Raw genomic sequence first — 15,491 nt, forward strand, 5'->3', positions numbered from 1 at the left:
AACTCGAATAATGAACAGGATTTTCTCCACCCTCGGTATTTCGCTATGGATAGCGCTGCTGTCGCCGATGGTACTAGCGGCCAACCTCAAAGCGCTGGATGTCGCGGCGTTACCGGGCGACCGCGTCGAGTTGAAGTTGTCCTTCGATGGGCCGCCCCCGACGCCCCGTGGCTACACGACGGAATCGCCGGCACGGATTGCGCTGGATCTGCCTGGCGTGGTCAGTCAGCTGAAAAGCAAGAATCGTGAGCTGGGCGGCGGTAATGCCCGCAGCGCCACGGTGGTGGAGGCCAAGGACCGCACGCGGCTGATCATCAATCTGACCCAGTTGACGCCGTATGACGCGCGGGTCGAGGGCAACTATCTGTTCGTGGTGGTCGGGCAAGGAGCCGCGAAGACCCCGCCGCGGCCCGCCAGTGCGCCACGCGCTGCCACTGCATCGCCCGCCCCGGCGAAAACGTATGCGCCGGTGGGCAAGGCCATCCGGGGTGTGGATTTCCAGCGCGGCACCCAGGGCGAAGGCAATGTGGTCATCGACCTGTCGGACCCCTCCATCGCCCCGGATATACAGGAGCGCGACGGCAAGATCATTCTCGGTTTCGCCAGAACACAACTGCCCGAGCCATTGCGGGTGCGCCTGGACGTCAAGGACTTCGCCACTCCAGTGCAGTTCGTCAATGCCAGCGCCACCGGCGATCGGGCCACGATCAGCATTGAACCCAGCGGTGCTTTTGACTATTCGACCTATCAGACCGACAACAAGCTGACGGTCAGCATCCGGCCGATGACCGTCGACGACCTGCAAAAACGCAATGCCGAGCGTTTTGCCTACACCGGCGAAAAACTCTCGCTGAATTTTCAGGACATCGACGTGCGCTCGGTGCTGCAACTGATCGCCGACTTCACCAACCTCAATCTGGTGGCCAGCGACACTGTGCAGGGCGGCATCACCCTGCGTTTGCAGAACGTGCCATGGGACCAGGCGCTGGACCTGGTGCTGAAAACCAAGGGCCTGGATAAACGCAAGATCGGCAACGTGCTGCTGGTAGCGCCCGCTGACGAGATTGCCGCGCGTGAACGCCAGGAGCTGGAGTCGCAGAAGCAGATCGCTGAACTGGCGCCGCTGCGACGTGAGCTGTTGCAGGTCAACTACGCCAAGGCGAAGGACATTGCCGAGCTGTTCAAGTCAGTGACCAACAAGCAGGCGGAAACGGACGAGCGGGGTTCGATTACCGTGGATGAGCGCACGAACAACATCATTGCCTACCAGACCCAGGACCGCCTTGACGAGCTTCGCCGTATCGTCGCGCAACTGGATATCCCGGTACGGCAGGTGATGATCGAGGCGCGAATCGTCGAAGCCAATGTCGATTACGACAAAAGCCTCGGCGTGCGCTGGGGCGGTTCGGTACAGAACAAAGGCAACTGGAACACGTCCGGGGTCAGCAACGGCTCGTCGACCACCATTGGCACGCCGGGCAGCACCAGCACCAACTCGCCGTTTGTCGACATGGGTACCACCGGCAATACCTCGGGGCTTGGCATTGCATTCATCACCGACAATGTGTTGCTGGACCTGGAGCTGACCGCGATGGAGAAGACCGGCAACGGCGAAATCGTCTCGCAGCCCAAGGTGGTCACGTCCGACAAGGAAACCGCGAAAATCCTCAAGGGTACTGAAATCCCCTACCAGGAAGCCAGTTCCAGCGGCGCCACTTCGGTGTCGTTCAAGGAGGCCTCGCTGTCGCTGGAAGTAACGCCACAGATCACCCCGGACAACCGGATCATCATGGAGGTCAAGGTGACCAAGGATGAGCCGGATTACCTGAACAAGGTCCAGGATGTACCGCCGATCAAGAAAAACGAGGTCAATGCCAAGGTACTGGTCAACGACGGCGAGACCATCGTCATCGGCGGGGTTTTCTCAAATACTCAGAGCAAGGTTGTAGATAAGGTGCCATTTCTCGGTGATGTGCCGTATCTTGGCCGCCTTTTCCGGCGTGACGTGGTTTCGGAGAAAAAATCCGAGCTGCTGGTATTTCTCACTCCGCGTATCATGAACAATCAGGCGATTGCTGTGAGTCATTGATTCTGTGCGAAATTTGATTCTTGTTGGACCGATGGGGGCTGGAAAAAGCACCATCGGCCGTTTGCTGGCCAAAGAGCTGCGCCTGCCATTCAAAGATTCCGATAAGGAAATTGAATTGCGCACGGGCGCCAATATCCCGTGGATATTCGATAAGGAAGGCGAACCGGGCTTTCGTGATCGCGAGCAGGCAATGATTGCCGAGCTGTGCGGCTGCGATGGCGTGGTGCTGGCTACCGGTGGGGGCGCGGTGATGCGCGAAGCCAATCGTCGGGCATTGCGTGCCGGTGGTCGGGTGGTTTATCTGCATGCCTCCGTCGAGCAACAGGTCGGTCGTACCTCGCGCGACCGCAACCGGCCGCTGCTGCGTACCGCCGATCCGGCCAAGACCCTTCGGGACTTGCTGGCGATTCGCGATCCGCTTTATCGGGAAATCGCCGATCTGGTGGTGGAAACCGATGAGCGCCCGCCGCGGATGGTGGTGCTCGATATTCTCGAGCGCTTGCAACAGCTGCCTCCCCGTTAAAGCGAGGCGCGAAATGCGCTATCCTCGGGCCCTGTCATGGCCGCTCAAGGTTGTGGCGGATGGCTACCAAACGGCGTCACACCAACGGACGCCGTGGATATTCGTTCATTCCAGGCAGGACGCCTGATTCCATCTTCACTGTGGGGACACATGCAGACACTCAAGGTCGATCTAGGCGAGCGCAGCTACCCGATTCATATTGGCGAAGGTTTGTTGGATCAGCCTGAGCTGCTGGCCCCGCACATTCGCGGACGGCAAGTGGCGATCATCTCCAACGAGACCGTTGCGCCGCTCTATCTCGAACGTCTGACCCGCAGCCTTGCGCAGTTCTCGGTCATTTCCGTGGTGCTGCCCGACGGCGAAGCCTTCAAGACCTGGGAAACCCTGCAACTGATTTTCGACGGTCTGCTGACCGCACGGCACGATCGCCGCACCACGGTGATCGCCCTCGGTGGCGGCGTCATTGGTGACATGGCCGGTTTTGCTGCCGCCTGCTATCAGCGCGGTGTCGATTTCATCCAGGTCCCGACTACCCTGCTGTCGCAGGTCGACTCTTCGGTGGGCGGCAAGACCGGGATCAATCACCCGCTGGGCAAGAACATGGTCGGCGCCTTCTATCAGCCGAACGTGGTGCTGATCGATACCGCCACCCTCAATACCCTGCCGGCCCGCGAACTGTCCGCCGGACTCGCGGAAGTCATCAAATACGGGCTGATCTGCGACGAGCCGTTCCTGACCTGGCTTGAAGAAAACGTCGATCGCTTGCGTGGCCTGGACCAGGTCGCGCTGACGTACGCCATCGAGCGCTCCTGCGCGGCCAAGGCGGCGGTGGTCGGTGCCGACGAGAAGGAGACCGGCGTTCGTGCCACTTTGAACCTGGGTCATACCTTCGGCCACGCGATCGAAACCCATATGGGCTATGGTGTCTGGCTTCATGGTGAGGCGGTCGCTGCTGGCACCGTAATGGCTTTGGAAATGTCCGCACGCCTGGGCTGGATCAGCGAGCAGGAGCGCGATCGCGGCATCCGCCTGTTCCAGCGTGCCGGTCTGCCGGTCATCCCGCCTGAAGAGATGACTGAAGCCGATTTTCTCGAACACATGGCAATTGACAAGAAAGTGATCGACGGTCGTTTGCGCCTGGTGCTGCTGCGCCACATGGGCGAAGCAGTGGTGACCGACGATTATCCGAAAGAGGTTTTACAGGCCACGCTGGGAGCGGATTACCGCGCCCTGGCTCAGCTTAAGGGTTAATAGATACCAATGACTAGTTTGCATGCCGACGAGGCTTTCCTCGGCCATTACCAGTTGAGCCATGACCCTTTCGCTCCGCGGGTGCCTGGCTTCAAATTTTTCCCGGCTCAGCGCAAACCGGTGCTGGGACAGCTGCATCACCTTGCACGCTACAGCCAGTTGCTGCTGGTGGTCACCGGCCCGCAAGGCAGTGGCAAGACCCTGTTGCGTCAGGCCCTGGTAGCCAGTACCAACAAGCAGTCGGTGCAGAGTGTGGTGGTTTCCGCCCGTGGCGCCGGCGATGCGACCGGCGTGCTGCAACAGGTGGCTCAGGCACTGAACGTTGCGCAGCCCGAGATCGGTGCGATTCTGGCGCAAGTGGTGCAACTGGCGCTCACGGGGCAGGAAGTCTATTTGCTGGTGGATGATGCCGAGCAACTCGACGAGTCCGCGCTGGAGGCCTTGATGGCCCTGGCCGCGGGTGCGCCGGAAGGTCGTCCCCATGTGTTCCTGTTCGGCGAGTCCTCGCTGATTGCGCAGCTTGATGCGTTAAGCCTTGAGGAAGAGCGTTTCCACGTCATCGAGTTGCAACCGTACACCGAAGAGGAAACACGGGAATATCTGGACCAGCGGCTCGAGGGCGCTGGTCGGGGTATCGAACTTTTCACCGCGAATCAGATCTCTGATATTCACGAAAGCTCCGACGGTTGGCCTGGCACCATCAACCAGGTCGCCCGCGATGCAATGATCGAAGCCATGATTGCCAGCCGCTCAGCGGTCAAGCGTCCAAGTATGGGGTTCAATATGCCGAAGAAACACGTATTGGCGATTTCCGCCGTAGTCGTGGTCGCGGTAGCTGCCGCCTGGTTGATGCCGGGTCGCAGCAAAGCACCGACCACTGGCGCTCCTGCCAACGAGCAGGCGCAACTGCCGCCCGGCCAGGCGCAACCTGACAGCGGCGGTGCTCCGGCCGTGGAATTCAACGGGAATTCGCAACCGATGCCATTGCCGCTGGTCGGCAACTCGCAGCCGGTGATGCGCGGTCCTCTGGCCGAAGAGGCCGGCGGCATCACCGAAGGCGACGATGGCGTGCCGGTAGAAGGTTCCAGCGCCACGCCGCCGACCGTTACGACGACTGCACCGCCTGCCGGCATCCAGCCAGGTCCGGCGCCGACTGCGGCTGCCAAGCCGACACCGGCTCCGACTCAGGTGGCGACGGCCAAGCCAGCGCCGACGCCTGCTGCGAAACCGGTTCCGGCGCCAGCCAAACCTGCCGCGGCCACTGCCGCCAAGCCTGCGGAGAAGCCAGCCACTGTGGCCAAGGCCGCCGGTGGCACCTGGTACGCAGGGCAAGCTCCAGGCAACTACGTGGTGCAGATCCTCGGCACCAGCTCGGAAGCGTCCGCGCAAAACTTCGTCAAGGAGCAGGGCGGCGAGTACCGTTATTTCAAGAAAGTGCTCAACGGCAAACCGCTTTACGTCATCACCTACGGGAGCTTCGCCAACCGCGATGCAGCCCTTAGCGCCATCAAGGCCTTGCCAGCGAAGGTTCAGGCTGGTAAACCTTGGCCTCGCACTGTCGCCAGCGTCCAACAGGAACTGGCAGCAACCCGCTGAAGATTCGGCGGCCTTACCCAGGCCGCCACTCCAGGCACCTCAAAATTTCCGCAAGTGCGCGCTGCCCTCCAGGCCGCGTGCCTTGTGGTGTCTGCGTTACAGTAGTCTTTGAGTCGTAGCGGTCAAAATTAAAAAAGTTTTGACTAGCACAGTAGATAGCTTTAAACCTTTCACAAATGCGACATGGATTTGCGACATTTCGTCGTCAAATTTGTGAGCCTCTGTGTCGGTGTGTACAATGACCTCCCTTTTGCCCCCGCAAAGCTGGCGTACGTTCGGCGCGGATGGCAAGTGGTTGAATTGAAAAGAAATTTGCCTCGATAAGGGGCAGCCTGGTGAGAAAGTGTCTATGAAAGCAGGTCTGTACCAACCAGATGAATTCAAGGATAACTGCGGTTTCGGCCTGATAGCCCATATGCAGGGCGAGCCCAGTCATACCCTTTTGCAAACGGCCGTCGAGGCCCTGACCTGCATGACCCACCGCGGTGGGATCAACGCCGACGGCAAGACCGGTGACGGTTGCGGTCTGCTGATTCAAAAGCCGGATGTGTTCCTGCGTGCGATCTCCCAGGAAACCTTCGGCGTCGAACTGCCCAGGCAATATGCAGTGGGCATGGTCTTCTTCAACCAGGACCCGGTCAAAGCCGAAGCCGCTCGCGAGAACATGAACCGCGAGATCCTGGCCGAAGGCCTGACCCTGGTTGGCTGGCGCAAAGTGCCGATCGACACCAGCGTCCTCGGCCGCCTGGCCCTGGAGCGCCTGCCACAGATTGAGCAGGTCTACATCGGCGGTGCCGGCCTGAGTGATCAGGACATGGCGATCAAGCTGTTCAGCGCCCGTCGTCGCTCGTCCGTGGCCAACGCCGCCGACGTCGATCACTACATCTGCAGCTTTTCCCACAAGACCATCATTTATAAAGGCCTGATGATGCCGGCGGATCTGACCGCCTTTTATCCAGACCTCAGTGACGAGCGCCTGCAAACCTCGATTTGCGTATTCCACCAGCGCTTCTCCACCAACACCCTGCCGAAATGGCCGCTGGCCCAGCCATTCCGCTTCCTCGCCCACAACGGCGAGATCAACACCATCACCGGCAACCGCAACTGGGCCCAGGCCCGTCGCACCAAGTTCACCAACGATCTGATGGATCTGGAAGAACTCGGGCCGCTGGTCAACCGCGTCGGTTCCGACTCCTCCAGCATGGACAACATGCTCGAGCTGATGGTCACCGGTGGCATCGACCTGTTCCGTGGCGTGCGGATGATCATTCCGCCTGCGTGGCAGAACGTCGAGACCATGGACCCGGACCTGCGCGCCTTCTATGAATACAACTCGATGCACATGGAACCGTGGGACGGCCCGGCCGGCGTGGTAATGACCGATGGTCGTTACGCGGTGTGCCTGCTCGACCGTAACGGCCTGCGTCCGGCGCGCTGGGTCACCACCAAGAACGGCTTTATTACCCTGGCCTCGGAAATCGGTGTCTGGAACTACCAGCCTGAAGACGTGATCGCCAAGGGTCGGGTGGGTCCGGGTCAGATCTTTGCCGTGGACACTGAAACCGGCCAGATCCTCGATACCGACGCCATCGACAACCGCTTGAAGTCCCGTCATCCGTACAAGCAATGGCTGCGCAAGAATGCCCTGCGCATCCAGGCGACCATGGAAGACAACGACCACGGTTCGGCCTTCTATGATGTCGACCAGCTCAAGCAGTACATGAAGATGTACCAGGTCACGTTCGAAGAGCGCGACCAGGTGTTGCGTCCGCTCGGCGAGCAAGGTTACGAAGCCGTAGGCTCCATGGGCGACGACACGCCGATGGCCGTGCTGTCCCAGCGCGTGCGCACGCCGTACGACTATTTCCGCCAGCAGTTCGCGCAGGTCACCAACCCGCCGATCGATCCGCTGCGCGAAGCCATCGTCATGTCGCTGGAAATCTGCCTCGGTGCCGAGCGCAACATCTTCCAGGAGTCGCCGGAACACGCCTCGCGCGTAATCCTCAGCTCGCCGGTCATTTCCCCGGCCAAGTGGCGCTCGCTGATGAACCTCGATCGTCCGGGCTTCGAACGCCAGGTCATCGATCTCAACTACGACGAGAGCGTCGGCCTCGAAGCCGCTGTGCGCAACGTCGCCGATCAGGCTGAAGAAGCCGTGCGCGCCGGCCGTACCCTGATCGTGTTGAGTGACCGTCACATTGCCCCGGGCAAGTTGCCGATCCACGCATCCTTGGCCACCGGCGCGGTGCACCACCGCCTGACCGAAAAAGGCCTGCGTTGCGACTCCAACATACTGGTGGAAACCGCTACTGCTCGCGATCCGCACCATTTTGCAGTGTTGATCGGTTTCGGCGCCTCGGCGGTCTATCCGTTCCTGGCCTATGAAGTGCTGGGTGACCTGATCCGCACCGGTGAAGTGCTGGGCGACCTCTATGAGGTGTTCAAGAACTACCGTAAAGGCATCACCAAGGGCCTGTTGAAGATCCTGTCGAAGATGGGCATCTCGACCATCGCCTCGTATCGCGGTGCGCAACTGTTCGAAGCCATCGGCCTGTCCGAAGAAGTCTGCGACCTGAGCTTCCGTGGCGTGCCAAGCCGGATCAAGGGTGCGCGTTTCGTCGACATCGAAGCCGAGCAGAAAGCCTTGGCGGCCGAAGCCTGGAGCCCGCGCAAGCCGATCCAGCAGGGCGGCCTGCTGAAGTTCGTCCACGGCGGCGAATATCACGCGTACAACCCGGACGTGGTCAACACCCTGCAGGCCGCTGTGCAGCAGGGCGACTACAGCAAGTTCAAGGAATACACGGCGCTGGTGGATAACCGTCCGGTGTCGATGATTCGCGACCTGTTCAAGGTCAAGACCCTCGATACGCCGCTGGACATCAGCGAAGTCGAGCCGCTGGAGTCGGTGCTCAAACGCTTCGACTCCGCAGGCATCTCCCTGGGCGCTCTGTCGCCGGAAGCCCACGAAGCCCTGGCCGAAGCCATGAACCGCCTCGGTGCGCGTTCCAACTCCGGCGAAGGCGGCGAAGACCCGGCGCGCTACGGCACCATCAAGAGCTCGAAAATCAAACAAGTCGCGACCGGCCGTTTCGGTGTGACCCCGGAATACCTGGTCAACGCTGAAGTGCTGCAGATCAAAGTCGCTCAGGGTGCCAAGCCCGGCGAAGGTGGTCAATTGCCAGGTGGCAAGGTCAACGGCCTGATCGCCAAGCTGCGTTACGCGGTGCCGGGCGTGACCCTGATCTCACCGCCACCGCACCATGACATCTATTCCATCGAAGACTTGTCGCAACTGATTTTCGACCTCAAGCAGGTCAACCCGAAGGCCCTGGTCTCGGTGAAACTGGTAGCAGAAGCAGGCGTCGGCACCATCGCCGCCGGTGTGGCCAAGGCCTATGCGGACTTGATCACCATCTCCGGCTACGACGGCGGCACCGGTGCATCGCCGCTGACCTCGATCAAATACGCGGGCGCACCGTGGGAACTCGGCCTGGCCGAAACCCACCAGACCCTGCGCGGCAACGACCTGCGCGGCAAAGTCCGGGTGCAGACCGATGGCGGCCTGAAAACCGGCCTCGATGTGATCAAGGCCGCCATTCTCGGCGCTGAAAGCTTCGGCTTCGGCACCGCGCCAATGATCGCCCTGGGCTGCAAATACCTGCGCATCTGCCACCTGAACAACTGCGCCACCGGCGTCGCGACTCAGAACGAGAAGCTGCGCAAGGATCACTACATCGGCACCGTCGACATGGTGGTGAATTTCTTCACCTACGTCGCCGAAGAAACCCGAGAGTGGCTGGCCAAGCTGGGCGTGCGCTCCCTTGAGGAGTTGATCGGTCGTACCGATCTGCTGGAAATCCTCGAAGGCCAGACCGCCAAGCAGAACCACCTTGACCTGACCCCGTTGCTCGGCAGCGATCACATCCCGGCAGACAAGCCACAGTTCTGCCAGGTCGACCGCAACCCGCCGTTCGACAAAGGCCTGCTGGCCGAGAAAATGGTCGGCCTGGCTACCTCGGCCATCAACGACATGAGCGGTGCCGAGTTCGCTCTGGATATCTGCAACTGCGACCGTTCCATCGGCGCGCGGATCTCCGGTGAAATCGCACGTAAGTACGGCAATCAGGGCATGGCGAGCGCGCCGATCACCTTCCGCTTCAAAGGGACGGCCGGTCAGAGCTTCGGTGTGTGGAACGCTGGCGGCCTGAACATGTACCTTGAAGGCGACGCCAACGATTACGTCGGCAAAGGCATGACCGGCGGCAAACTGGTCATCGTTCCGCCTAAAGGCAGCATCTACAAGACTCAGGACAGTGCCATCATCGGCAACACCTGCCTGTATGGCGCCACTGGCGGCAAGCTGTTCGCTGCGGGTACTGCGGGCGAGCGTTTCGCGGTGCGTAACTCCGGTGCCCACACCGTGGTAGAAGGCACGGGCGATCACTGCTGCGAGTACATGACCGGTGGTTTCGTCTGCGTATTGGGCAAGACCGGTTACAACTTCGGCTCAGGCATGACCGGTGGTTTCGCCTACGTGCTCGACCAGGACAACAGCTTCGTTGACCGGGTCAACCACGAACTGGTGGAAATCCAGCGGATCAGCGGTGAGGCGATGGAAGCCTATCGCAGCCACCTGCAACGCGTGCTGAACGAATACGTCGAGGAAACCGACAGCGAGTGGGGTCGTAACCTCGCTGAAAACCTCGATGACTATCTGCGTCGTTTCTGGCTGGTCAAGCCCAAGGCTGCCAACCTGAAGTCGTTGCTTTCCAGCACCCGTGCCAACCCGCAGTGATATGCGCCTGAAGAGTTTGATGAGGTTTTAACAATGGCTGAACGTCTGAATAACGACTTCCAGTTCATCGATGTCGGGCGCAAGGATCCGAAGAAGAAACTGTTGCGTCAACGCAAGAAAGAGTTCGTGGAAATCTACGAACCCTTCAAACCCCAGCAGTCGGCCGATCAGGCCCACCGCTGCCTGGGCTGCGGTAACCCGTATTGCGAATGGAAGTGCCCGGTGCACAACTTCATTCCCAACTGGCTGAAATTGGTGGCCGAGGGCAACATCCTCCAGGCCGCCGAGCTGTCGCACCAGACCAACACCCTGCCGGAAGTCTGCGGCCGGGTGTGCCCGCAGGATCGTCTGTGCGAGGGTGCCTGCACCCTCAACGACGGTTTCGGCGCGGTGACCATCGGTTCGGTCGAGAAGTACATCACCGACACCGCGTTCGCCATGGGCTGGCGCCCGGACATGTCCAAGGTCAAGCCGACCGGCAAGCGTGTTGCCGTTATCGGCGCGGGCCCTGCAGGCCTGGGCTGTGCTGACGTACTGGTACGTGGCGGCGTGACTCCGGTGGTGTTCGACAAGAACCCGGAAATCGGTGGTCTGCTGACCTTCGGCATCCCCGAGTTCAAGCTGGAAAAGACCGTGTTGAGCAATCGTCGCGAAGTCTTCACCGGGATGGGCATCGAGTTCCGCCTGAACACCGAAGTGGGCAAGGACGTGACCATCGAGCAACTGCTCGAAGAATACGATGCCGTGTTCATGGGCATGGGTACCTACACCTACATGAAGGGCGGCTTTGCCGGCGAGGACCTGCCGGGCGTCTATGACGCGCTGGACTTCCTGATCGCCAACGTCAACCGCAACCTGGGCTTTGAAAAGTCGCCGGAAGATTTCGTCGACATGAAAGGCAAGAAGGTGGTGGTGCTCGGCGGTGGCGACACGGCGATGGACTGCAACCGTACGTCGATCCGTCAGGGCGCCAAGTCGGTGACCTGCGCCTATCGTCGTGACGAAGCGAACATGCCGGGCTCGCGTAAAGAGGTGAAGAACGCCAAGGAAGAAGGCGTGAAATTCCTCTACAACCGCCAGCCGATCGCCATTGTTGGCGAAGACAAGGTCGAAGGCGTGAAAGTGGTCGAGACCCGTCTCGGCGAACCGGACGCCCGTGGCCGTCGCAGCCCCGAGCCGATCCCGGGTTCCGAAGAGATCATCCCGGCCGATGCCGTGGTCATCGCCTTCGGTTTCCGTCCGAGCCCGGCGCCGTGGTTCGAGCAGTTCAGCATCCAGACTGACAGCCAGGGCCGCGTTGTGGCGCCGGAGCAAGGTCAGTACAAGCACCAGACCAGCAACCCGAAAATCTTCGCCGGCGGCGACATGGTTCGTGGTTCTGACCTGGTGGTGACGGCGATCTTCGAAGGGCGTAATGCCGCTGAAGGGATCCTGGATTACCTGGGCGTCTAAACCCCCGATCCAGACCTGACATGCAATAACCCTGTGGGAGCTGGCCTGCCAGCGATAGCATCACCTCGGACTGACTGACACACCGAGGTGTCCGCATCGCTGGCAGGCCAGCTCCCACATTGGTTTTGTGGTGTTGCGAAGAACGAGTTTCACCGCGACAAATTGACCCGATAGACAAAAGGCACGGCTCTTACCGTGCCTTTTGCGTCGCGCTCTGAGAAAATGCCCGCACTTTTTTTCCGGATGCCGACATGACTGCCCTGAAGAACGACCGTTTCCTTCGTGCCCTGCTCAAGCAACCCGTAGACGTCACGCCTGTCTGGATGATGCGTCAGGCCGGTCGCTACCTGCCGGAATACCGCGCCAGCCGCGCCAAGGCCGGCGACTTCATGAGTCTGTGCATGAACCCGGAGTTCGCTTGCGAAGTCACCATGCAGCCGCTCGACCGCTACCCACAACTGGACGCGGCCATCCTGTTCTCCGACATCCTCACCATCCCCGATGCCATGGGCCAAGGCCTGTACTTCGAAACCGGTGAAGGTCCGCGCTTCAAGAAAGTCATCAGCACGATGGCCGACATCGAAGCCCTGCCGATTCCTGATCCGCACAAAGACCTCGGCTACGTCATGGACGCGGTCAGCACCATTCGCCGCGAACTGAACGGCCGTGTGCCGCTGATCGGCTTTGCCGGCAGCCCATGGACCCTGGCCACCTACATGGTCGAAGGCGGTTCGTCGAAAGACTACCGCAAGACCAAAACCATGCTCTACGACAACCCGCAAGCCTTGCACCTGCTGCTCGACAAACTCGCGCAGACGGTCACCAGCTACCTCAACGGCCAGATCATGGCCGGCGCGCAAGCGGTGCAAATCTTCGACAGCTGGGGCGGCAGCCTCTCGGCGGCGGCGTACCAGGAATTCTCCCTGGCCTACATGCGCAAAATCGTCAGCGGCCTGATCCGCGAACACGAAGGCCGAAAAGTGCCGGTCATCCTGTTCACCAAAAACGGCGGCCTGTGGCTGGAAAGCATCGCCGACGCTGGCGCTGATGCGCTGGGACTGGACTGGACTTGCGACATCGGCAGCGCCCGTGATCGCGTCGGCAACAAAGTCGCCCTGCAAGGCAACATGGACCCGACCGTGCTCTACGCGAAACCGGAAGCCATTCGCACTGAAGTCGGCCGCATCCTCGCCAGTTACGGCAAGGGCAGTGGCCACGTGTTCAACCTCGGCCATGGCATCACCCCGGAGGTCGATCCGGAACACGCCGGTGCATTCTTGCGCGCGGTGCATGAGTTGTCGGCGCAATATCACGAATAACTGTATCTGAAGTTATTTTAAAGCCTGTCCGGACGTGTGTCGGACAGGCTTTTTTATGCATGTTGAAATGATGATTACTACTTGGAGTGTTTCTATCGGTAAGAATGTTTTCGCTCTGTGTCAGATAGATGAGTGCAGAGAACTTTCTTGCGATTGTTAAAGATTAGTCCTACATAGAAATTTCCCATATCCCCGTAAGGTTCCAGTCCCCGAGCTCGGCGCAGTCAACGCTGAGCGATATCGCAAACATTGGCGCTATGCGTGCGCCGTAACTTCGATAAGCAGTCTGGAATACATCATGAAAATCAATTTCGAAAAGAGAAGTGCGTTAACCGCCTGCACTTCTTCAATGATCCTGTTATCGGCGATGCTGGCATCACAAACCGTTTCCGCTCACGGTTATTTGGACGTACCACCGTCGCGGGCATTGCTTTGCCAGAAAGGCGTAAACACCAACTGTGGTGGCGCGCAATACGAACCACAAAGCGTCGGTGAGACCTTCAAAGGCTTCCCGGCAGGCGTCGGCGGCGCTCCATTGCAGGGGCCGGTCGATGGCAAGATCGCCAGTGGCGGCCACTCCTTGTTCTCGGCTCTGGATGCTCAGTCCGCCACACGTTGGCAGATGACCGAAATCAAGGACCGCAACATCGATTTCCAGTGGCACTACAAGGCAATTCATCCTGCGACCAAGCATGAATATTTCATCACTCGTAACGGCTGGAATCCGAACGAATCGCTGAAACGCGCCTCATTTGAGAGTACCCCTTTCTGCACAGTCGATGGCGGTAACCAAATGCCGGTTTCCGGCGCCAAGCACAGCTGCACCATTCCCGAAGACAAGTCAGGTCACCATGTCATTCTTGCGGTCTGGACAGTCGGTGACACCGACGCGGCGTTCTATAACCCGGCCGATGTGAACATCCTTGCAGAGCCGTCACTGCCTGGTGGTTGGTCTTCCGTTGGCGGCATAGCGCCATCCACCGGATTGTTGGTCGGTGACAAGGTCAAGGCCCGCGCATTCTCGGCCAATGGCGAGAGCCCGGATTACAGCGTCGAAATCTCCATCGACAACGCTGAACAAGGCTTGCCGGACAATTGGGCATTCAAGCTGGCCGAAAAAATCAACGCGACCCAAACGCTCATCCGCGCCGGTGTCCGTGACGAAAGCGGAAACATCGAACCGGTCAAGGGCAAGAACAGTCTGTACGCGCAGAAAGAAAGCGGCGTAACCCGTTACGAAGTACAACTGGACATGAAGGAAGACACTGCGGCTCGCATGTCGGTGGCCTCTCAGCAAGCAGAATACGTGCTGGAAAAAGGCTTGGCCAAGGTCCAGTTCGGCATGATTTCGAACCGTAAAATGAACGTGGAAGCGACCTTGTTCGACGAGAACAACAAGCAGGTTGGCTCCACCTCTGCGCAGGTGGACAGCGGCTCGACGTCACTGACCCTGGATGTTCGCAGCAATCCCGGTAAACACACCCTGACATTGGTCGGTACCACCCTGGATGGCCGGACCACTCGCCAGGATACCCAGCCCACCAACATGACGGGTGAAGGCGCGGGCGTGGAATATGACTTCGTATTCCCTGAAGGCATCAGCGACTACACCGCCGGTACGAAGGTGCTGCAACCTAAAACCAATGAAGTCTTCGAGTGCAAGCCGTTCCCCGAATCCGGCTATTGCAAGCAATACAGCCCAAGCGCCAACGGATATGAACCAGGTGAAGGTGCTCACTGGCACATGGCGTGGAACAAACTCTAAGCCCCCCTCTGTAACACTTCAGGCGATCTTCGATCGATCGCCTGAAGCTTCCTTCCTCTGTTGAAATCGAGTTGAAGATGACTGTTTCGGGTGACTCCAGACAACGCGTTTGGCTGCACTGGTTGTCAGCGGTAGCCATCACGACCTGGCATGAGCGGCTCGTGAAGTTTTCGTCGATGGACAGGGCGGGGCTCGGGATGCGCCTGTGCAAAGGCGGCCTGCTGCTATTGCCCATCGGCTGCGGGGCGTTCCTGGTGTGGCAAGAGTGGCGCTTTCGGGAAAGTCTGGCTTCACCGTTGCCCACGGTTGCAGCAACCATAACGCCGCCGTCCCGTGCGCCCATTGATACAACAGCGGTTGCAACGGTGCTCGGTCTGACGGCTGAAACCGCGTTGTTGCCCAGCGCTGAACCGCTGACCTTGCAGGCGAGTTTTATCCTCGGCACAGGTTTGTCCAAGGCGCTGCTGGCCGATTCCCAAGGCTCGCGAATTTACCAGGTGGGCGAACGCTTGCCTGGCGGCAGTGTCCTGCGTCGGGTCGAGTCGAACCAAGTGGTGCTCTGGAACAAGGGCCGGGAAGAACTATTGACGCTGCAGCCAGGTGCCACGCGATTGCTGCGCAGGTTCGAATCGCCAGCCGACCCGCAACTACCCGCTATTTCCTCGCGTTATCTACGCCCGCTCTCGGGGCAGCCAGAGTGA

9 protein-coding genes are annotated in these 15,491 nt (G+C 59.9%); all 9 read left to right on the forward strand.

All coding sequences use genetic code 11. The features are described 5' to 3' along the window. The first annotated feature begins 10 nt into the window (after positions 1–10). A complete protein-coding gene (locus ACA041_RS01825) occupies positions 11–2,089 on the forward strand; it encodes a type IV pilus secretin PilQ (protein ID WP_497439622.1) in 2,079 nt (692 codons plus the stop codon). Positions 2,090–2,093: 4 nt separating this feature from the next. Further along, the gene (gene aroK, locus ACA041_RS01830) at positions 2,094–2,612 is read left to right on the forward strand and encodes a shikimate kinase AroK (RefSeq protein ID WP_222589435.1); all 519 of its coding nucleotides are present in this window, start codon (positions 2,094–2,096) and stop codon (positions 2,610–2,612) included. 150 nt (positions 2,613–2,762) lie between these two features. Next, complete coding sequence (gene aroB, locus ACA041_RS01835) at positions 2,763–3,863, forward strand: 3-dehydroquinate synthase (protein ID WP_497439623.1); 1,101 nt, start codon at positions 2,763–2,765, stop codon at positions 3,861–3,863. Between the two features lie 9 nt (positions 3,864–3,872). Then, positions 3,873–5,459 (forward strand): SPOR domain-containing protein, encoded by a 1,587-nt coding sequence (locus ACA041_RS01840; protein ID WP_497439624.1) that lies wholly within the window; start codon positions 3,873–3,875, stop codon positions 5,457–5,459. Between the two features lie 349 nt (positions 5,460–5,808). After that, positions 5,809–10,254, forward strand: a complete 4,446-nt coding sequence (gene gltB, locus ACA041_RS01845) for a glutamate synthase large subunit (RefSeq protein ID WP_497439625.1) — start codon at positions 5,809–5,811, stop codon at positions 10,252–10,254. 33 nt (positions 10,255–10,287) lie between these two features. After that, positions 10,288–11,706 (forward strand): FAD-dependent oxidoreductase, encoded by a 1,419-nt coding sequence (locus tag ACA041_RS01850; RefSeq protein ID WP_497439626.1) that lies wholly within the window; start codon positions 10,288–10,290, stop codon positions 11,704–11,706. A gap of 251 nt (positions 11,707–11,957) precedes the next feature. Further along, positions 11,958–13,025: a uroporphyrinogen decarboxylase gene (gene hemE, locus ACA041_RS01855; RefSeq protein WP_123366933.1), complete on the forward strand. Its 1,068-nt coding sequence runs from the start codon at positions 11,958–11,960 to the stop codon at positions 13,023–13,025. A 298-nt stretch (positions 13,026–13,323) separates the two neighbouring features. Further along, positions 13,324–14,790 carry an N-acetylglucosamine-binding protein GbpA gene (gene gbpA / locus ACA041_RS01860; RefSeq protein ID WP_497439627.1) on the forward strand — a complete coding sequence of 489 codons (1,467 nt, stop codon included), beginning with the start codon at positions 13,324–13,326 and terminating at the stop codon, positions 14,788–14,790. A gap of 176 nt (positions 14,791–14,966) precedes the next feature. Further along, positions 14,967–15,491, forward strand: coding sequence for a type II secretion system protein N (locus tag ACA041_RS01865; protein WP_497441990.1), 525 nt, complete (start codon positions 14,967–14,969; stop codon positions 15,489–15,491).

This window comes from Pseudomonas sp. LBUM1676 (assembly GCF_059695605.1).